The following is a 19,288-nucleotide window of genomic DNA, read 5'->3' as shown; positions in this document are numbered from 1 at the left end:
CATAATATTTTACAAAATGTTTTAAAATACCCGCCATAGAAAAACGTAAATCCGGCATATTTTAAATTGTTTTCTTTTCTTTGCAAGCATAATTTGTCTAACACAAATTCATGCGGAACATTTTTGACAGAATAGGCAACTTTATTATCCGGATTGTAGATTGGTTTTATTTTCCATTCTTGCATTTTATTCCACGCGAAATTTTCAGGTATGCGGCAACAGGTGGTGCCAATACCCTGCTCGATATCATTCTGTACTTTGTAGTCTATCAATACATCCTTCAGGGTCAAATCGTTCATTTGGGCTTTGTGGCCATCAGCGGACACATTGCCGCTTTTCTGATGGTCTTCCCTGTTACCTTTACTTCCGGTTTCTTTCTGGCTAAATATGTTACTTTCACAGCTTCAGAGTTAAAAGGACGTATTCAGTTATTCCGCTATTTACTTTCTGTAGGCGGTTCTATCCTTTTGAATTACGTTTTCCTGAAACTGTTTGTCGAATACTTTGGCTGGTATGCACCGCTTTCGAAAGTAATAACTACTTTCCTTGTTGTGATCTATAGTTATGTGGCTCAGCGTTATTTCACCTTTCAAACCGGGAAACGGCAGGTAGCCAGCCGAAGCCGTGCATAATTTTTATTTCGCTTTCATTTGAACTTCTCCCTATTTAGCTATCTTTAGTTCTTGTATGGAAACGTACGAGAAAAGATATTATCCGACGATTTTAAAGGGGATCCACCTGGTTATTCTGTATATTTTTATTCAGACGCTGGTTGATTTTCCGCTGGCGCTGATTGATTATTACAAGGACACCGAATACCTGTACAATCCTATAAAAAAAGTTGTTTTGGGCGTAGGGTCGGTGCTTTTTATCCTTATATACGGGATCAAAAAATCGAAGGAACCGATTCTGGAGATCTTCCCTTTTAAGTTGTTCAATCCTTTGGTTATCATTCCGATTATCACCTTTCTTTGGGGTGCGCATAATTTTCTCGACCTGGTAAATATCTGGGTTGGTAAAGCAATTCCACCACCCCCCTGGTTCTGGGAATTATTCAATAAAATTTTTGAAGGCGATTATGGATTTATGGGTGTATTTTTAAAAGTTGCGGTCATTGCTCCTGTAGTTGAAGAGTTGATTTTCAGAGGACTTATTTTTAACGGCTTCCGTAAGAATTACAATGGTTTTGTGGCGGTGTTTATGTCGGCCCTGTTATTTTCGCTTTTTCACCTGAATCCGTGGCAAATGCCGGCCACCTTCGTGCTTGGCCTGTTACTGGGTTGGCTGATGCTTCGTACCAATAACATTCTGGTCGCTATTCTTGGTCACTCCATTAATAATTCGCTTGTTCTGTTGGCGGTCACTTATGGCGATCGGATGCATGAGCACCCTATATACCTTTTGGAACAGGAAAAGTTCCTGGCTGTAAGCGGACTTGTTATGGGAATTTCTTTAATTCTGATTTACTTCACAAGTATTCGCTGGTTTCGCAAACACCGAGAAAAGTCGTGAGTTCACCGAAAAGTTTGCACCTGACCAAAGCAAAAACCTATTTTTGAGCAAAATTTAAACAAGCCTGAGAATGGATTATGTATTGATTGGATTAGGAGTACTTTTTATGATCAGCGGAATACTGGGATGTGTTTTACCCGTAATTCCGGGGCCACCGCTGAATTATCTTGGTTTACTTTTACTGCACTTTACCGAACGCTATCAGTTCTCCACCCGTTTCCTTGTAATCTGGGGAATAATAACCGCAGTAGTTTATGCGCTCGACTACGTCATCCCGGCCTGGGGAACCAAACGCTTTGGTGGCAGTAAACGCGGTGTTTGGGGCAGTGTGATCGGGCTGGTAATCGGTTTGTTTTTCTTTCCACCTTTCGGTATTATTATAGGGCCATTTCTGGGTGCCGTAATTGGCGAATTAACTTCAGGAAAAGATTCGGGTGTTGCCATCAAATCAGGTTTTGGTTCTTTTATTGGATTTCTTGTTGGCACTCTTCTAAAACTGATTACCTCAGGAATGATGACCTGGTACTTTTTCAAAGAATTAATCGTTTCGTAAAATAAACAACATAATTTTGAGTTTAATCAGCAAAGGTTACCATTAAATTATAGTTTTGTCGTGTGGCAAAAAAGAAAACAAATACAACAACTTCCAGCCGAAAACCGGTGAAGAAGAACAGCGGAAAATCGAAAAAGAAAAACTCTAAGTACCCCATCTGGCAGTGGCTATGGAAAAGTGCACTGGTACTTTTTTTATTGGGCTGCCTGTTTTTCATCCTGGTTTTTCTGGGTGTGTTAGGGCCGGTACCGTCGAAAAAACAACTTCACCAGATCAACAATCCACTGGCATCGGAAGTATATTCGGCCGATGGAAAAATTTTGGGACGTTACTACATTGAAAATCGTAGCTACGCCACTTTCGAAGAGATTTCTCCAAACGTGATTAATGCGCTGGTTGCAACCGAAGATGCCCGTTTTTACGAACACCGTGGAATCGACGAGATCGCTTTGGCGCGAGTTCTCGTAAAATCTATCATTCTTCGGAAAGACAACTCCGGCGGAGGTAGTACCATCAGTCAGCAAATCGCAAAAAACCTGTTTCCTCGTGTAAATTACGGCCCGCTTTCAATGCCTGTCAATAAACTGCGTGAGGCGATAATTGCTTATCGCTTGGAGCGGATTTACAACAAGTACGAAATTCTTGCACTTTACCTGAATACCGTGCCCTTTGCAGAAAATACTTATGGTATTGAGGTGGCTGCCGAACGTTTTTTCAGCAAATCGCCTAAAAACCTCGATGTGCATGAAGCAGCGGTTATAGTTGGAATGCTGAAGGCCAATAATTACTACAATCCGCGAACACACCCCGATCGCGCGCTCGGACGCCGCAATGTGGTTATAGATCTGATGGTAACCCATAATTACCTGAGCGCAGAAAAAGCGGCTGTTTACAAAGAAAAACCGCTGGGCGTAAAATATCGCCTGATATCTTATAATCAGGGTCCGGCACCGTATTTCCTCGAAATGATCAAGCCCGAACTGATGGACTGGTGCGAGGCTCATACCAACGAAAAAGGCGATAAATACAACCTGTATACCGATGGCTTAAAGATCACAACGACTCTGGATTACAACCTGCAGACGTACGCTCAGCAAGCCGTAAAAGAATACATGAAAGACCTGCAAAAGGTTTTCGATAACCACTGGCGCAACCGCGATATTTTTAAGGAAAATCCGGAAATAATTAAAAGTGCCGTTCAAAATCACAATCACAGCGGAAGTTCGTACAGCGAAGAACTGAAGAAATATGATAAGAAAATAAACACAACACTTTTCACCTGGGATGGCCTCGAAAACAGAGATGTTACCCGCCTTGATTCATTAAAGCATTACTTAAAAATTTTGAATGCCGGTTTCATTGCTATCGATCCGCATAATTCAACTCTGAAAGCCTGGGTGGGTGGAATTGATTACCGCTTTTTTAAATACGACCATGTGAAGGCTCCACGCCAGACCGGATCTACATTTAAACCTTTTGTGTACCTGACGGCATTGGAGGAAAATATCCCCGCCGACACCTATTTCCCGAATCAGTATAAAGTTTACGAAGAATATAACGATTGGGCACCACGTAACTCGCACGACGATTACGAAGGCTATTACAATATGAAAGGCGCGCTGGCCAAATCGATCAACACCGTTTCGGTAGATGTTTTGCTTGAAGCAGGTATTGATGAAACAATTGAAATTGCGCGCGATCTTGGCATTTCCTCCGACCTACCAGAGTACCCTTCGCTCGCGCTGGGTGTGGCTTCTATCTCGTTAAAGGAAATTGTAGAAGCTTATGCCGGAATTGTCAATGACGGGGTGCCGGTTGAGAGCAACTACCTGGTTGAAATTGCAGATAAGAACGGTAAAGTATTACACACTTTCAAACACGAATCGGGCTATTACCCGGTTGTGGCGCCCGAAAATTGCAGAGCCATTATTAATATGATGGAAGAAGTAACCAATACGGGAACCGGCCGTGGTATCCGCACCGTTTACAATATTCCGGGCGACTTTGCCGGGAAAACCGGAACCACACAGAATAACTCAGATGGCTGGTTCATCGGAATTACACCTGATCTGGTAACCGGGTGCTGGGTTGGCGCCGACGATCCCCGGGTACATTTCCGAACTACAACCTACGGTCAGGGAGCGTATATGGCCTTGCCAATTGTTGGTAAATTCTTTTACAAAACTTATCGCGACCGGAAATTTGCCAACCTGGCTACTCACACTTTTCAGCAACCCAGCGAAGAAATGCTGGCCATGCTTAGCGAGCCGGGGTACCGTGATGTTCTCGATATTCAAAAACATGATTTTAATCTGGCCGATATTTTCAGAAGAGACCGGGAAAAACCTGGTGAACTTGGAAACAGAAAGAAAGTTGAAGCTGAGAAGAAAGATGACGGTCAGATCTGGAAAAAAATAAAAAGTATTTTTAAGAAAAAGAAGTAGTAGAGCATGGAGCCTTGAGCCAAGAGCATAGGGCAATGAGCTTTGAGCAAGTATCATGGATCAAGTATCTAATATCCAATAATGAATGATCAATATTCAATTTTCAACATTTTGTAAGTTGGAAATTCAGCATTGAATATTGTATATTCTACATTAGAAATCTCAAACATTTTTTGGGCATGAAATCCAGAATCCAACATCTGGTATCAAGTATCCGGTATTCACTTAAACCGATCATCAGATCGCACCTTTTTGATCTGCGTTTCATCCTTCCCTTCAAGCCAGCCACTAACCGCATCGAGGCGGTTATCAAAAACTTTGAAAAAAGGTTTAATATCAATCAGCGGCGAACCATCCAGCATATCTGCACCTTCGAAATAAATTTTAGTGCCTTCTACTTTTAAAACCTTAACGATCGACATTCCGATAGCTGCCGGCCGTTTGGGCGAACGCGTTGCAAAAACACCGTGTTCAACATCATCCATAAATGGTTTTACCATGAGTTTATAACCATCCTGGCGATGAAAATTGTACAGTAAAATCAGGTGAGAGAATCCTTCGATATCGGCTAGTCCTTCAGCAAATTGAGGGAATACCTCAGCAACACCTTCCTGATGGGCTGCCACGCTCGATTGAATGGGCATATTTGCAATTTCGGAATGTGCCGTGGATATTCTGCCAATTACTATTAGGTTAACTGATTCGATAGGTTCAGACATGGTTTTTAAGATTTAGAAGCAGAAAACAATGAAGCTGAGTTACCCGCCTGCTCTTTTTACTTTGTAGCCTTCGGCTTTTAAAATATCTATTACACGCGTGCAAAAATCTCCCTGAATCAGAATTTCACCATCTTTAACAGTACCTCCCACTCCACATTTGCTTTTTAGCATTTTTCCCAAATCTTTAAGATCATCATCGGAACCAATAAATCCGGTTACCAGTGTTACCGACTTGCCCTTTCGCTTCTTGCGATCGAGCATCACTTTAAGATTCTGCTGCTGCGGAGGAAGTGTTGCTGCTTCTTCCTGATCGTCTTTATTAAACTGAAAATCGGGATTTGTAGAAAATACTACTCCCAACCTATCTTTCCAATCGTTTGCCATCTTACGTCCAAATTAAAAATACTATTCCCGAGAGGTATGCCAATACCCATACAAAATAGGCCGTTTTGGTATACGTCAATAAAGACTTGCTTACCGAGGCGTCAATTCCGTATCGTATATAAACCAACCACGACCAACTGGAATTTACCAGGAGCAAAATAAATGCGAAAGCCCCAACCACCATGTGCAGGTTGAATTCGGCACTACCACTTCCCAACATCATAAGGATAATCGCTGTGGTTTCGAATATGATACCCAATGTCATAAAAACCAGTACAACATTCCCAACGATTCGAAACCTTTCGAGGGTAATACTGCCAAGACCATAAGCTAAAAAAGCCAGGGTCATAATAAACGCTCCAATAACTGAAACCGGATCCATATTTTTTTTTATTTCAGTATGAACACCCGAAAGGGCTAAATAGTTTCTTATTGTTAATCTTCAAAACTAAGAACTCCCGATGTTTTTCTTCTGCCAAGTAATAAATTTTTTATGTTTTTATCCTTGTCTACCTGTATAACGTTACTTTGCGTTTCGTGAATTTCTGTTAACAAGGTACAGTGCACATCAATGGTTTTAAGTTCCTCCACGTTGCTTATTTCAAAATACGACCAAACCACATCGTCCTCCAACTCTTTACCAATAAACTTGTATTCAACCGGATTGCCGTTAACCTCAAATTTTAACTTCGAATGGACATATTGATTGATGTGGCTGTCGGTATTAGGATTTTCGCGCTCTTCACCCAGAAAGACCTCTTTGTGTCCGGCTTTTTCAAGCCCCAGTAAAAGGTCGTCGGCAAATACTTTCAATGAAATCTCAAGTGCATGGGTTTCGCGATTGTATTCAATCTGACAAATACTCACATAATACGGATGCGCCAGAGATGCACTCGCAGATAAAACGAAAAATAAAAGTACCAAAAAATATTTTTTAGCTATTTTCACGCGCTTAAAATTACTGTTTGTCGGTTTTGGTCAACGCTTCAAAACAAATTGAAGTGTAATCGTTCCGATTAAATGCGCTGCTAAATTATAAAAATTTATGAGTCTGTTTGAAATGTACCTTCGGCTGGGTTTTCAGCACATTATTGATATTCATGGTTACGATCACATTGTTTTTGTTTTGGTTTTATGTGCGGGTTACAGCCTGAACCAGATCAGGAAAGTACTCATTCTGGTCACGGCATTTACCATCGGCCATTCGTTAACCCTGGCTTTATCAACCCTGAATATTGTTAGTATCCCTTCTGATATTGTGGAATTTATGATCCCTGCAACGATCCTGATGACGGCGGTTTCAAATGTTCTCCCTTTAAAATCGGGCCGACAAAGTTTTATTTATGTGGTTACACTTTTATTTGGGTTGATTCACGGACTGGGATTTTCAAACTACCTGAAAGAGCTGCTCGGACGCGAGTCGAATATATTCACTCCCCTGCTGGCTTTTAACCTCGGGCTCGAAGCCGGACAGATTGTAATTTTAGCCGCGTATTTTTTAATACTGTTGATTACGGTTAACTTATTAAAAGTCAGACACGATTTCTGGAAATTGTACGTTTCGGGAGCCGGTTTCGGAATTTCCCTAATTTTATTAATTGAGAATAAATTCTGGTAAAAAGAACAATAAGTGACAAGAATTATTACTTTAGCAACCATCAAAATGCCAACTAAGTTTATATTATCATATCAAAAAGAAATGAAAAGCACGCTATTTTTAATCATTTTATTAATCTCGGGATTAACACTTTTCAGCCAGGAAAATTACAATTACAACAAGTTCAAACAGTTAAAGGAAGAGTTAGCAACTCCTAACGTTTACCGAACGGCCTCGGGTGCACCCGGTCACGAATACTGGCAACAAAAAGCTGATTATAAAATTAAGATTCGGCTCGACGATGCGAATCAACGCATTTATGGAGAAGAAAGCATTTCCTACCATAACCAGTCGCCCGACGTATTAAAATACATTTGGCTGCAGCTCGATCAAAACATGCGTGCAAAAAACTCGGATACTTATAAAATTCAAAGTTCATCGTTACGTGAACGTGTTTCATTTGGTCAGCTTCAGAACATGCAAAACGATTTCGATGGTGGATTTAAACTCGATTATATAAAAGATTCAAAAGGAAACGATCTTGTATCAACCGTTAATAAGACCATGATGCGGGTTGAATTACCACAGCCACTGAAACCCGGAGAAACATTTTCTTTCTCGGTAAAATGGTGGTACAACATCAATAACCGTTTGGAAGACGGTGGTCGTTCAGGCTATGAATACTTCGAAGACGAAGACAATTACCTCTACACCATTGCACAGTTTTATCCGCGAATGGCGGTTTATAATGAGGTTGAAGGCTGGCAGCACAAACAATTCCTTGGAACCGGTGAATTCACGCTGCCTTTTGGCGACTTTGAAGTTTCGCTTACTGTACCGGCCGACCATGTTGTTGGTGCTACCGGAGTACTGCAAAATCCAAAAGATGTGCTGACGAAGCAACAAATCAACTCGTTTGAAAAAGCCAAAACTTCTGATGAACCGGTTATGATTGTTTCTCAGGAAGATGCTGAAAAGGCAGAACAAAGCAAATCGGATAAAGAAAAAACCTGGATTTTTAAAGCTGAAAACGTTCGTGATTTTGCCTTTGCAAGCTCAAGAAAATTCATTTGGGATGCAATGGGAGTAAAATTCGGCGATCGTACGGTTATGGCCATGTCCTATTATCCAAAAGAAGGAAATCCGCTTTGGGAACAGTATTCAACCCGGGTAGTGGCACATACCGTAAAAACGTATTCAAAATATACTTTCGATTATCCTTATCCGGTTGCTATTTCGGTACATACCGACAGAATTGGGATGGAGTACCCGATGATCTGCTTCAACGGCGGTCGTCCTGAAAAAGACGGTACTTACAGCGAACGCACCAAATACGGAATGATCGGCGTGATCATTCACGAGGTAGGACACAACTTTTTCCCCATGATCGTTAACTCCGACGAACGTCAGTGGACTTGGATGGACGAAGGGCTGAATACTTTCTGCGAGTTTCTTGCCGAACAGGAATGGGAACCTAATTATCCATCGCGCCGCGGTATGCCAAGTTCAATTGTACCTTACATGAAAGGCGATAAAAAATTCATTTCACCGATCATGACCAACTCCGAATCGGTTTGGAACCTGGGAAGTAACGCGTATGCAAAACCAACAGTTGCGCTAAATATTCTTCGTGAAACCGTTATGGGGCGCGAGCTTTTTGATTATGCTTTTAAAGAATATGCACAGCGCTGGATGTTTAAACACCCTACCCCTGCTGATTTTTTCCGCACAATGGAAGATGCCTCGGCGGTTGACCTTGACTGGTTCTGGAGAGGTTGGTTTTACACTACCGACAATTGCGATATCGCGCTGGAAAAAGTAAGCTGGTACCAACCGGATACACAAAATCCTGAAATTGAAAAACCTCTAAAGAAAAAGTTGGATACCGAAGAAGTTACAATGATTGATATTCGAAACGCAAAACTTGCCGATGAAACTTACCTGGCAAATAATCCGGAAGCAGCCGACTTTTACACTACTTACGATAAATATAAAGTAACCGAAAAGGACAAAAAAGAATACGAGCGTTTCCTTTCATCGCTCGATGAAGATGAAAAAGAATTGCTGGGCAGCAACCTGAATTTCTACCAACTGGATTTTAAAAATGTTGGAGGTTTGGTTATGCCATTGATCATCAAATTCGAGTTTACCGACGGAACAGAAGAAGTGCAACGTATTCCTGCCGAGATCTGGAGAAAAAATAATGAAGAAGTGAGCAAACTGTTTATGTTCAACAAAGAAGTGAAACAAATTATGCTCGATCCTTTTTACGAGACTGCAGATACCGACATGGACAATAACTACTGGCCTGAACGTCAGCAACCAAGTCGTTTCCAGGTGTACAAATCGCGCTACGGAAGCGGTAATTATGGTGGAGGACGGAATCCGATGCAGGAAGCAAAAGACAAGCAATAACAGGATTTAGGTAATTATAGATCAATCCTTTGACTTTTAGTAACAAAGTCAGAGGATTTTTTTTGATAAGCTTCCGGCAACAATTCATCTATATTTGTGTTTTTCTTGTATTAACTTTCAAAAAACATGATCATGAAAAAATGCATTTTCCTTTTCAGCTTTGTATTTACTCTATTCATTTCAAACCGCGTTTCAGCTCAAATTCAGGTTCCTGCTTCTGTAAAAAAAGTTGATACCTCAGTTATCGATGACGTAACTAACAGCGATTTCAGCAAAGATATTTTAAAAGCACTCGATCCGGGAAAAAGCTTTACATCGCCTGACAAGCTTTTGAAATTACTGGGTAACAACAAAGATTATGTGAGCAATATTTTAGGTGTTGTGAACGGTTCGGGCACTGAAGATGAAAAAACAACAAAAATTAATGCGCTGCAGAGCGAACGCAAAGATTTTATTGAGAATTTACTGGGTGAAGGTAAAGCCGCCGATTATTACAAACTCATTAAAAACAACATTGAGCCGCTAACCAAAAAGTACAAGCTCGCCAATCTGTTTTTGTAAAACATAAAAAGCGTGTGCACTTATTTTTCAATCCTGATTCGGGCATCAACAGCCAGAATTTCCTGTTCGTTTCCTAAAAGTGGATTAATATCGATTTCCTTTATTTCTGTTGCATAGCGCAGCAGCCACGATAAACGTACAATGATATCGGCATATCGCTCAATATTTACACTGGGTTGTTTGCGGTAACCTTTTAATATTTTGTACGATTTCAGGCTTTTGATCATTGCCATCGCCTCAACATTCGACAAAGGAGCCAGGCCGGATGCTACGTCTTTCATCACTTCAACATATATTCCGCCCATCCCGCACAAAACTACGTGACCAAATTTTTCCTCATATGTGGCGCCCAGAAATAGCTCGGTACCAGAAGCCATTTGAGCGATCAAAACACCTTCAGTTCCTTCAATTTCGAAAAGATGATGAAATTCTTTTCGCACCTGCGCCACATTTCTGACATTTAGGATCACTCCCCCAACTTCGGTTTTATGCACCGGGCCAACTACTTTCATCACTACCGGAAATCCGATATTCATAGCTGCCAGAACTGCTTCCGATTCGCTGGTGGCAACAATTTCCTTTACACGCGGTATTCCGGCCAAATCAAACAAACGGTGAATGATTGCCGGCGGTTGATAACCATTTTCGGCTGCATCTATCACAGCCCTTATTTCATCAACAGCTATTTTATGTGCAGGTTGATTCTCCAAAGTTGGTTTCGAAGTATGAATCACCTTCGTAAGTGCACGTCCCAGCAAAACTTCATCCGGGAAATTAACATGGCCAAGTGAAATAAACCGCGATACTTCCTCCTTCACATTTATAATCGAAGGAAGAATCGGGTAAATGGGCTTTTTGCAAACCTTCATTTTTTCAGAAAGTACATCGTACACATCACGAATCGGGAAAAGTCCGGGGCTGCCAAAGATCACGGCCATGCCATCCACATCGAATTCATGCTCGCAAGCGTCGATTATTTCGCCCATTTGCTCTGCTGTTCCTGTAGCCAGAAAGTCGATCGGATTTTCAACCGATGAACCTGGAAATAATTTTTGAAGCAGCGCTGTTTTTTCCGGCGAATCTTCGATAGCCGGTATTTTCAATCCGCCATCTTCCAGTGCATCGGTGAGCATAACTCCCGGACCTCCTGCATGTGTAATAATGGCCATTTTCTTTCCTTCCAGCTCTTTACACATAAAAACGCTGGCAACAGTTGTTAATTCTTCCCGTCCGTAGCACCGAACGATCCCTGCTTTCCGAAACAAAGCATCAACAGCAGCATCGGAGCTGGTTAGTGCACCGGTATGTGACGATGCAGCACGGCTTCCGGCCGATGAACTTCCGGCTTTAATCGCGGCTATTTTGCATCCTTTTTGAATGAGCGACGAAGCATGAAACAACAACTTATCCGGGTCGTCAATATTTTCGATGTACAATAATTTTACTTTCGGGCTTTTCCCTTCCACGTAATTTTCATCGAGGTATGCCAGAACATCTTCTACCCCGGTTTGGGCACTGTTACCTACCGAAAAAACGTTGGCAAATCGCAAGCCTTTCGGAATTCCTGACTCGATGATAAAAACTGCAGTTGCGCCCGATCCTGAAATAAAATCGCAACCATCGGGGATCAATTCCGGTACCGGTGTCGTAAATACGCTGACGTGATAAGGTGTCATCACCCCAATGCAATTCGGACCTATTAAACAGGCATTGTGTTTGTTTACAACTTCAGCAAGTTCATTTTCCAGCTGCTTCCCCTGCTCATCGGTTTCCGAAAAACCGGCAGAAATAATTATAAAAGCTTTGGTATCATTTTGCTCGCTCAGCAATTTCACAACGGGTAAACACGATTTTGCCGGAATTGCCAAAACTGCCAGCTCAACCGAAGGCAATTCATCAACCGATGCAAACGACGGAATCCCCTGAATCCGGTCTTCCTTTGGATTAATGGCATACAGTTTTCCTTTAAAACCGTGGTCAATCAGGTTCTTAACAATTTTGCCACCGGGCTTATGAATGTTATTCGAGGCGCCAACAACTACTATACTTTTGGGATTTAGCAACTGTTCGTTGATCATGCTTTTGATTTTGGTTATAAAAGTAGACAAATCACACTTAACCTTTCCTGATTTTTTTCAATATCAGTGAGGTCGCTATCACTAAATCTTTATTTTTGTTGGGTAGCCATTGTTTATGCAATTGCACAAACGTGAAATGGTGTTAAATCAAAATACTACACGAAACAAAACCGTTGTAGCAAATAACTATTCAGATGATTTATTTTAAAAGTTTTATTTACCGTTTATTGATAGTCGTACTTGTAGGAATAATTGTTTTTCTGGGATATTGGGCCATTTTTGGTGCAGTTCCGCGTATGGCTGTGTTGATTATAACCATTTCCGCACTCGTATTATCTCCACGTTTCGAAGTCATTGATACCCAGTCGGGCCAAAAGTTGAAGATGAAGGGTTTTCCGGTTATGTTGAAGGAAACTTGGAAAGCCTGGACAAAAAAGTAGCAGTTTAAGTTCGAGCTAAAAAGCCTTAACCGGAATGCCAACTATCCAGGAACAAAAAATTATTGTGTTTACTACCTTGGGAGAAGGCGATGACGTCATTATCCAACACGCGATTAAACTTGCTTTTATTTTCAAAAAGGAACTTTGCCTGGTATACAATCTTGCAGCGAAAAAGCAAAAAGAAGCCTGTCGGGAACAGCTTTCACGATATGTTCAAAAAATAAAAGAGGAGCTGCCTGCATTAGCCCTTTCTACTTTAATTCTTTCGGAGAAAAAAAGTGCTTTGCCTGATGTTTTGGCCGAAAACCATGAAGGTGTACTGATCGTGGCCAATGCCAACAGGTTTAAGCAGTATTCAAGCTCGCTTAGCGAAAGTCCGATTCCGTTTATTTTTGTTCATCCTGAATCGCAAATAATCGAGTACAACCGGCTGGTTCAGCCAATGGATCTGCGAAAGGAGAACAGCGACGGCAGTTTGTGGTGCTCGTATTTCGGTCGTTATAACGAGGCAGAAATCGTGATGGTTGCAGCCAACGACAAATCGAAAGAAGGCAAACAAAATGTAGCAAAGAATGTGGTTCTAAGCCGGAAACTTTATACCAAATTTGGTATAAAGCACACTGTTTACAAGGGAAGCAGATCAAGTTTCAGAAATGCGTTTGAAGTGCTTGATCATGCTTTGGCGTCCGATTGCAACCTTTTTGTTTTACTGGGAAGTTCGAGCATAACGCCACTTGACTACCTGGTTGGTTTGCCCGAACGGAAAATCATAAACAAGGCCGGAAAACTTCCTGTGATGGTCATTAATCCCCGCCGTGACAATTATATTCTTTGTGACTAAAAGTTCAAGGTTCAGAGTTAAGTGTTCAGAGTTTGAGACATCCTAAATGATTTATTACTTTAGCAACTTCAACCGACTTAAATGAAAAAAGGGCTTATCATTATATTTTTGCTGACTGGATTATTCACCTCTGCTCAGGATTTTGAATACCAGGTTCTGTTTGAAGGAATCGGCGATAACCGTGAGTTTACCCGCGAATATTCCATGCCCCAAACGATATTGGGAACACGCGGAGCTTTTGAACTGGGTGTCGCCATTGATAATCACCGATTACGTGGTGGCCTGAGTCACTTGTTTGAATTTGGAAGCGATGTGGATGCCCGGAAACCTAAACTGACCTTGTATTATCAATACCTCGATGAAGAAAAGGAATTCCTTTTTGGGGCTTTCCCACGGCGCGATAAAATTGATTTTCCGCTGGCTATGCTCACCGATACGCTCCTGTATTACCGGCCAAATATTGAAGGACTTTATGGAAAAATAAACTGGGACTGGGGACATCAACTGGGTTTTGTTGATTGGGTAGGCCGCCAAACCGAAGTCCAACGCGAACAGTTTATGGCCGGTTTTTCAGGCGAGATTTTCCATAAAAACCTGTTTTTACAGAATTACCTGTTAATGTTTCACAATGCGCACACGTTGTACAACGATCCACCGCTGCATATTGAAGATTACATGGGATTTGCCATCCAGGGAGGTTTCAGGATTCCTGAAAATGTCGCCGTTCAGGGAGAGCTAAAAATGGGCGTTCTTACTTCGATCTACCGCGAACGGAGTGTGACCGATGGTTACCTGACTTCGAACAGCTTTTTTGCCGAAGCCGCCATGCGTTATAAAAATCTTGGAATAAAATCGGTAATGAGCCTCGGAGGAGGCCATAAATTTATGATGGGCGATCCGTATTACCGCGCAAAAAACTACTCACGCACCGACCTGATCTGGTACTTTATCAATCACGAAAAAATAAAAGGAAAATTCAACCTTTCGATGCACATTGTTGACTGGGAAACAATTGACCAGCAGCAACAGTTGTCGATTATTTATGTTTTTGGCAAATAGAAAAGGATGTCATCCCTCAGCTGCGGGATGACATCCTTTTTCGGTTCTTCGAACTCTGAACTCTGAACTGATTTCTTTACTCCACAATCTGCATTTCATCGAGCAAATAACCGGCACCGGCAAACTTGTCGATAATAAACAATGCGTATCTGATATCCAAAGAAATGTTACGACAGACTTCCGGGTCGTACATAATATCACTCATGGTTCCTTCCCAACATCTGTCGAAGTTTACACCTATCAGCTCGCCATTGGCATTAACTACCGGGCTGCCGGAGTTTCCGCCACTGGTGTGATTCGATGCCACAAAGGCTACCGGCACACTTCCATGCGCGGCATAGCGGCCAAAATCTTTTTCCCGGTACAATTCTTTTAATCGTTCCGGAACATCGTAATCGTAAATCTCAGGATTGTCTTTTTCCATAATTCCCTTTAGTGTAGTAAAATAGTCGTAGGTAACACCATCGCGAGGTTTGTAACCTTCAACCTGTCCATATGTAACACGCATGGTAAGGTTGGCATCCGGATAAAATGCCTGTTCCTTTTTCATTTCCATCAATCCTGCCACGTACTTTTTCAAATTAGCATCGATAGCTGCACTCAAGCTTTTAACATTTGGGAAAATGGCAGTTTCATGCAGAAAATTTAGCGCGTTAAATATCGCCAAAACCGGGTCTTTACGCAGCTTTAGGATTTGTTTATCAGAACCACTCTCAAGTAGTTTTTCAAGTTTGGCCCTGTCTGCCAAAATAGATTTTCGGTATACTTTACTAATGAGTTCCTCAGCTGAATATTTATGCACAATTTCACTCACCTCGACAGGAATAAAATCAGCATCCAGATCATTTACAAGTGTTGGCAACAAGGATACAAACAACTTTTCATCGGTAGGCTGATTAAAATTCTTATAAAAACCATCCAGCCCCTTTTTCATCGACTCGCACAATGCCTTTGCCTTATCGGCTTGTTTTCCTTCAATGTCTGCAAGAATTGAATTCAGCGTTTTCGCCCGCCCAAACAACTCCACACCTCTGTACACCACTTCCGAATAATAATCGCTGGCTTTAATGTATTTTCCATATTCTGTATACAGGGTATCAAAATTTTCGAACACCGGTTTGTACTCACTTTCCCAACGGCCGTTGCCGGTAGCCCAGTTTTTAAAAGCGGCTTCATACTCCAGCTTTTTAGCAACGGCATCCAAACGCTCCAAGCCATTTATTTCGCCCTGCCACTTTTTCCAGGCATTGCTGATACTGGCATACTTGGAGGCGTATTGAATCCGCACTTTGCGGTCAGCCTCCATATCGCGGCCAATAATTTCCAGTTTTTTATCGCGCAACATTACACGATCCGGATCGCGCTGATCCATGGTAAGTTCAACAGCCTGGTGCGGCCAGTACTGCATGGTAGTTCCCGGATACCCGAAAACCATTGTAAAATCGCCGGGCTGAATACCTTTCAACGACACCGGGAAAAACTTTTTGGGTTGATACGGAACATTTTCGGGCGAGTAATCGGCAGGTTCGTTGTCTTTTCCGGCGTAAATTCTGAATACAGAGAAATCGCCGGTGTGACGCGGCCACATCCAGTTATCGGTATCGCCGCCAAATTTGCCAATCGCCGAAGGAGGCGCCCCTACTAAACGAACATCGCGGTATACTTTGTAAACATACAGGAAATACTGGTTCCCGTAAAACAAAGGTTTTACATCGGTTTTAAATTTCCCGTTCTGCGCTGCCTCGCTTTTTATTCGCTCGCTATTCTCTTGAATTTTATTCTGAAATGCTTCATCTTCCAGTCCTTCGGTGCCCTTCAAGACACGATCACTTACATCTTCCATGTATTCCAGAAAACTTACAGTTAATCCCGGGTTTGGAAGTTCTTCACTTCTTTTCATCGCCCAAAAACCATCGGTCAGGTAGTCGTTTTCAACCGAACTGTGTGCCTGAATATTACTGTAGCCACAGTGATGATTTGTAATCAGCAATCCTTCATTCGAAATCAATTCGCCGGTACAACCTCTTCCAAAAAGAACAATCGCGTCCTTCATGCTGGCATTGTTTACATCGTAAATATCAGCAGCACTCAGTTTAAAACCTTTTTCCTGCATCTCGGCCAGGTTGTATTTTTCGAGTAACATGGGAATCCACATTCCCTCTTTCGCCGTTAATTGCCAACTCGCAACTAAAAGCAGTACCGGTAAAAGAAATTTCTTCATTTTCACTATTGAATTCAAATTAAAAATTGGAGGTGCAAATAAGCTTAGAATGAAGAAATAAAACATGATTTTCGGCAAGGCCGGAAGGTTCGGGCTAATCAAAGCTGTTAATTACTCGATTAAAATACGAGAAGGTCTTTGAATTATTTAGCTATTTTTACCGATTATAATAGGACCTGACGATTACATGCTTGATATACTCTCTACGAACGGAATTATTCAGTTTGTAACCACTATAGCTGCGTTGCTGGTGGTGTCGATGTTATGGAAGAACAGGAGCCTGGTGGAAGTCCGCTACCTGATTCTTATTGAAATAAATGTTGCAGTATGGGCCTTTGCCTACGCCTGCGAATTTAGCACCCCGGTACTCGAAACCAAAATCTTCTGGTCGCAACTTTCGTATTTCGGAATTGCCTTTTTGCCGGTAAGTTTCTTCTTTTTTACACAGGCATACAATCAAAAACACCATTTTGTTAGCACAAAAAACTATTTACTGCTGAGCATTCTATCCTTTGTTACCATTGCTTTGGTATTAACCAACCAGCAACATCACTGGGTATGGAAGAAAATTAGTCTGCCCGAGAATTCCAATATCATGTTTTACGAGCACGGACCCTGGTTTTGGATTTTCTACGGCTATACATTTTTATTGATCGCCCTTGGATTGCTGAACCTCATCCGTGCGTATTTCCGCTTCAGCCGCTATTATCGTGCACAAATTTCCATATTAATCATTGCATCCGTCATTCCGGTTATTGGTAACCTGGTTTACATTACTAATTTAAATCCCATTCCGGGTTTCGACTGGACAACCGCCTGCTTTGTATTAACCGGACTGATCATTGCCATTGGTATTTACCAGCACCGCATGTTCGATATTATTCCGCTGGCCACCCAAAAGCTGATTAAAGAGTTGAAGGATGGTGTAATTGTGGTAAATAAACAGTGGGAAATTGAACAATACAATCCCGCTACAATTTCAATTTTCAACCTCGACGAAACGAAGCTCAAAAATCATTCATTCCAGGAAGTATTCAAGGACCATAAAAGCCTGATTTCGTGCATAGAAAAAGCACAGGAGAATACAATAGAGTTGCACCTGAAAGGAAATGCTGGCACAAAATATTACATGGTAAAAATGTCGCCGCTTTTCGACAATAACAAACAACCATCGGGCAAACTTATCATTATTACAGATGTAACTTCGATTCGAAAATCGGAAGTACACTTAAAAAACAGAAACCACCAGTTACTGAAAGAAATTGAACGTAACGAAAAGCTTATTGAAGATCTTGATTCCTTTGCTCATACAGTTGCTCACGACTTAAAAAACTTGCTTGGTGGCATTTATTCTTCCAGCGAAATTCTTGTTGATCTTCAGGAAGAAGGTGATAAGGAAACAATCAGGGAAATTGCGAAGCTGTTAAAAAATTCGGCTTCTCAAACCATTAAGATCACCGACGAACTCATGCGGCTGGCTACTACCAGCTATACCGATGTTCAGAAAAACGAGGTAGACATGCAACTGATTTTCGATGATGCCAAAGCACAGGTAACCAATTTGATAAAAGAGTATGGTGCACAAATTGAAATAGAAACTGACTGGGTGCCGGTTGTTGCCTATGGTCCGTGGATCATTGAAGTGTGGACCAACTTCATCAGCAATGCCATAAAATATGGTGGTACACCACCAAAAATAACAGTGGGTAGCCACAAACTCGACAACGGTAAAGTGAAATTCTGGATCAGAGATAAGGGCGACGGAATACTACCCGAGAAGCAACCGGAATTATTCAAAAAACACACCCGGCTCGACCCGGATAAGGCCTTTGGTTATGGCCTTGGACTTTCTATTGCAAAACGGGTTGTAGAAAAAATGGATGGAACGGTGGGAGTAAAAAGTACCGGGAAGAAAGGTGAAGGAGCCGAGTTCTTCTTTATTCTTCCCGCTGAATAGGCAATGTATTTTACAGACCTAACCCAATGTGAATGCCAAGGCTCACATGAAAATCTTCAGGATGATAAGCCAACTCCAATACCGGGCCTAAATGAAAAACGCCCAGTTCAAATTCATACACCGTTTCGAAATGCAACGCAAACTCCTTTTCATCGCGATGTTCGCCTTCAAAGGCAATGCCGGGCGACAGGCTGATGCTAAGTGGATGCACGATACGATAAGAAAGTTCGGCTCCCACGAAATTGTGTTTGTGCTCATCGAAAATACGTTCGTAACCAACTCCCAGCCCGAATTTCGTGTGCGGAAAATTGTAGGTGTAATGAAAATGCGTGGCCATACTTAATTCTCCTTCTCCGGTAAAATATACCGAAGCAGCCGATACACCGATCTCATGTACATGATGATGTTCGTGTTCGTGATCGTCGTGCTGATCGTGTTCCTGAGCTTCCAAACTTAAAAACGACAAGGCAATAAGAACTACTAATAAAAACTTTTTCGTCATTTGAT

General features: G+C 41.8%; 18 protein-coding genes. 11 read left to right on the top strand and 7 right to left on the bottom strand.

Annotated features, from left to right (window positions below; all coding sequences use genetic code 11):
- Nucleotides 1–110: 110 nt before the first annotated feature.
- The 4 genes from HFD85_RS07160 to HFD85_RS07145 all read left to right on the top strand — a co-directional run bounded on the left by HFD85_RS07160 (nucleotide 111) and on the right by HFD85_RS07145 (nucleotide 4,509).
- Nucleotides 111–632, top strand: coding sequence for a GtrA family protein (locus HFD85_RS07160; RefSeq protein ID WP_167606977.1), 522 nt, complete (start codon nucleotides 111–113; stop codon nucleotides 630–632).
- A 55-nt stretch (nucleotides 633–687) separates the two neighbouring features.
- Nucleotides 688–1,512 carry a CPBP family intramembrane glutamic endopeptidase gene (locus tag HFD85_RS07155; protein WP_167606974.1) on the top strand — a complete coding sequence of 275 codons (825 nt, stop codon included), beginning with the start codon at nucleotides 688–690 and terminating at the stop codon, nucleotides 1,510–1,512.
- A 70-nt stretch (nucleotides 1,513–1,582) separates the two neighbouring features.
- Complete coding sequence (locus tag HFD85_RS07150; RefSeq protein ID WP_167606971.1) at nucleotides 1,583–2,065, top strand: DUF456 domain-containing protein; 483 nt, start codon at nucleotides 1,583–1,585, stop codon at nucleotides 2,063–2,065.
- A gap of 62 nt (nucleotides 2,066–2,127) precedes the next feature.
- Nucleotides 2,128–4,509 carry a penicillin-binding protein 1A gene (locus HFD85_RS07145; protein ID WP_167606968.1) on the top strand — a complete coding sequence of 794 codons (2,382 nt, stop codon included), beginning with the start codon at nucleotides 2,128–2,130 and terminating at the stop codon, nucleotides 4,507–4,509.
- 221 nt (nucleotides 4,510–4,730) lie between these two features.
- Here the strand turns inward: HFD85_RS07145 and tsaA are convergent, their stop codons facing one another.
- The 4 genes from tsaA to HFD85_RS07125 are packed head-to-tail and all read right to left on the bottom strand — an operon-like array spanning nucleotide 4,731 to nucleotide 6,536.
- Nucleotides 4,731–5,228 carry a tRNA (N6-threonylcarbamoyladenosine(37)-N6)-methyltransferase TrmO gene (gene tsaA / locus HFD85_RS07140; protein ID WP_167606965.1) on the bottom strand — a complete coding sequence of 166 codons (498 nt, stop codon included), beginning with the start codon at nucleotides 5,226–5,228 and terminating at the stop codon, nucleotides 4,731–4,733.
- Between the two features lie 39 nt (nucleotides 5,229–5,267).
- Entirely contained in the window at nucleotides 5,268–5,612 is a 345-nt protein-coding gene (locus HFD85_RS07135; RefSeq protein ID WP_167606962.1) for a translation initiation factor, read from the bottom strand.
- Nucleotide 5,613: 1 nt separating this feature from the next.
- A complete protein-coding gene (locus HFD85_RS07130; RefSeq protein ID WP_167606958.1) occupies nucleotides 5,614–5,994 on the bottom strand; it encodes a hypothetical protein in 381 nt (126 codons plus the stop codon).
- A gap of 53 nt (nucleotides 5,995–6,047) precedes the next feature.
- A complete protein-coding gene (locus tag HFD85_RS07125; RefSeq protein ID WP_167606955.1) occupies nucleotides 6,048–6,536 on the bottom strand; it encodes a DUF6702 family protein in 489 nt (162 codons plus the stop codon).
- Between the two features lie 121 nt (nucleotides 6,537–6,657).
- On the opposite strand from HFD85_RS07125, the gene HFD85_RS07120 reads away from it, so the two are divergent.
- The 3 genes from HFD85_RS07120 (at nucleotide 6,658) to HFD85_RS07110 (ending at nucleotide 10,185) form a co-directional block, all read left to right on the top strand.
- A complete protein-coding gene (locus tag HFD85_RS07120) occupies nucleotides 6,658–7,230 on the top strand; it encodes a HupE/UreJ family protein (protein ID WP_167606952.1) in 573 nt (190 codons plus the stop codon).
- An 81-nt stretch (nucleotides 7,231–7,311) separates the two neighbouring features.
- Entirely contained in the window at nucleotides 7,312–9,624 is a 2,313-nt protein-coding gene (locus HFD85_RS07115; protein WP_167606949.1) for a M1 family metallopeptidase, read from the top strand.
- A 132-nt stretch (nucleotides 9,625–9,756) separates the two neighbouring features.
- A complete protein-coding gene (locus HFD85_RS07110) occupies nucleotides 9,757–10,185 on the top strand; it encodes a hypothetical protein (protein ID WP_167606946.1) in 429 nt (142 codons plus the stop codon).
- A 20-nt stretch (nucleotides 10,186–10,205) separates the two neighbouring features.
- On the opposite strand, the gene HFD85_RS07105 is transcribed toward HFD85_RS07110, so the two are convergent.
- Nucleotides 10,206–12,263, bottom strand: coding sequence for an acetate--CoA ligase family protein (locus HFD85_RS07105; RefSeq protein WP_167606943.1), 2,058 nt, complete (start codon nucleotides 12,261–12,263; stop codon nucleotides 10,206–10,208).
- A gap of 194 nt (nucleotides 12,264–12,457) precedes the next feature.
- Between HFD85_RS07105 and HFD85_RS07100 the strand changes: the two genes are divergently transcribed.
- The 3 genes from HFD85_RS07100 to HFD85_RS07090 all read left to right on the top strand — a co-directional run bounded on the left by HFD85_RS07100 (nucleotide 12,458) and on the right by HFD85_RS07090 (nucleotide 14,603).
- The gene (locus HFD85_RS07100) at nucleotides 12,458–12,703 is read left to right on the top strand and encodes a hypothetical protein (protein WP_167606940.1); all 246 of its coding nucleotides are present in this window, start codon (nucleotides 12,458–12,460) and stop codon (nucleotides 12,701–12,703) included.
- Between the two features lie 34 nt (nucleotides 12,704–12,737).
- Nucleotides 12,738–13,544, top strand: a complete 807-nt coding sequence (locus tag HFD85_RS07095) for a hypothetical protein (RefSeq protein WP_167606937.1) — start codon at nucleotides 12,738–12,740, stop codon at nucleotides 13,542–13,544.
- An 81-nt stretch (nucleotides 13,545–13,625) separates the two neighbouring features.
- Nucleotides 13,626–14,603, top strand: coding sequence for a hypothetical protein (locus HFD85_RS07090; protein ID WP_167606934.1), 978 nt, complete (start codon nucleotides 13,626–13,628; stop codon nucleotides 14,601–14,603).
- 76 nt (nucleotides 14,604–14,679) lie between these two features.
- Here HFD85_RS07090 and HFD85_RS07085 read toward each other — a convergent pair whose 3' ends face one another.
- Nucleotides 14,680–16,824 carry a S46 family peptidase gene (locus HFD85_RS07085; RefSeq protein ID WP_167606931.1) on the bottom strand — a complete coding sequence of 715 codons (2,145 nt, stop codon included), beginning with the start codon at nucleotides 16,822–16,824 and terminating at the stop codon, nucleotides 14,680–14,682.
- A gap of 187 nt (nucleotides 16,825–17,011) precedes the next feature.
- Here HFD85_RS07085 and HFD85_RS07080 point away from each other — a divergent pair, with 187 nt between their 5' ends.
- A complete protein-coding gene (locus tag HFD85_RS07080) occupies nucleotides 17,012–18,781 on the top strand; it encodes a sensor histidine kinase (protein WP_167606928.1) in 1,770 nt (589 codons plus the stop codon).
- Between the two features lie 10 nt (nucleotides 18,782–18,791).
- Here HFD85_RS07080 and HFD85_RS07075 read toward each other — a convergent pair whose 3' ends face one another.
- Nucleotides 18,792–19,283, bottom strand: coding sequence for a hypothetical protein (locus HFD85_RS07075; RefSeq protein WP_167606925.1), 492 nt, complete (start codon nucleotides 19,281–19,283; stop codon nucleotides 18,792–18,794).
- Nucleotides 19,284–19,288 lie beyond the last annotated feature (5 nt).

Source organism: Maribellus sediminis (genome assembly GCF_011799805.1).
Taxonomy (GTDB): domain Bacteria; phylum Bacteroidota; class Bacteroidia; order Bacteroidales; family Prolixibacteraceae; genus Draconibacterium; species Draconibacterium sediminis_A.
Note: the sequence above shows the minus strand (reverse complement) of the source record. Positions and strands in the feature narration are given on the sequence as shown.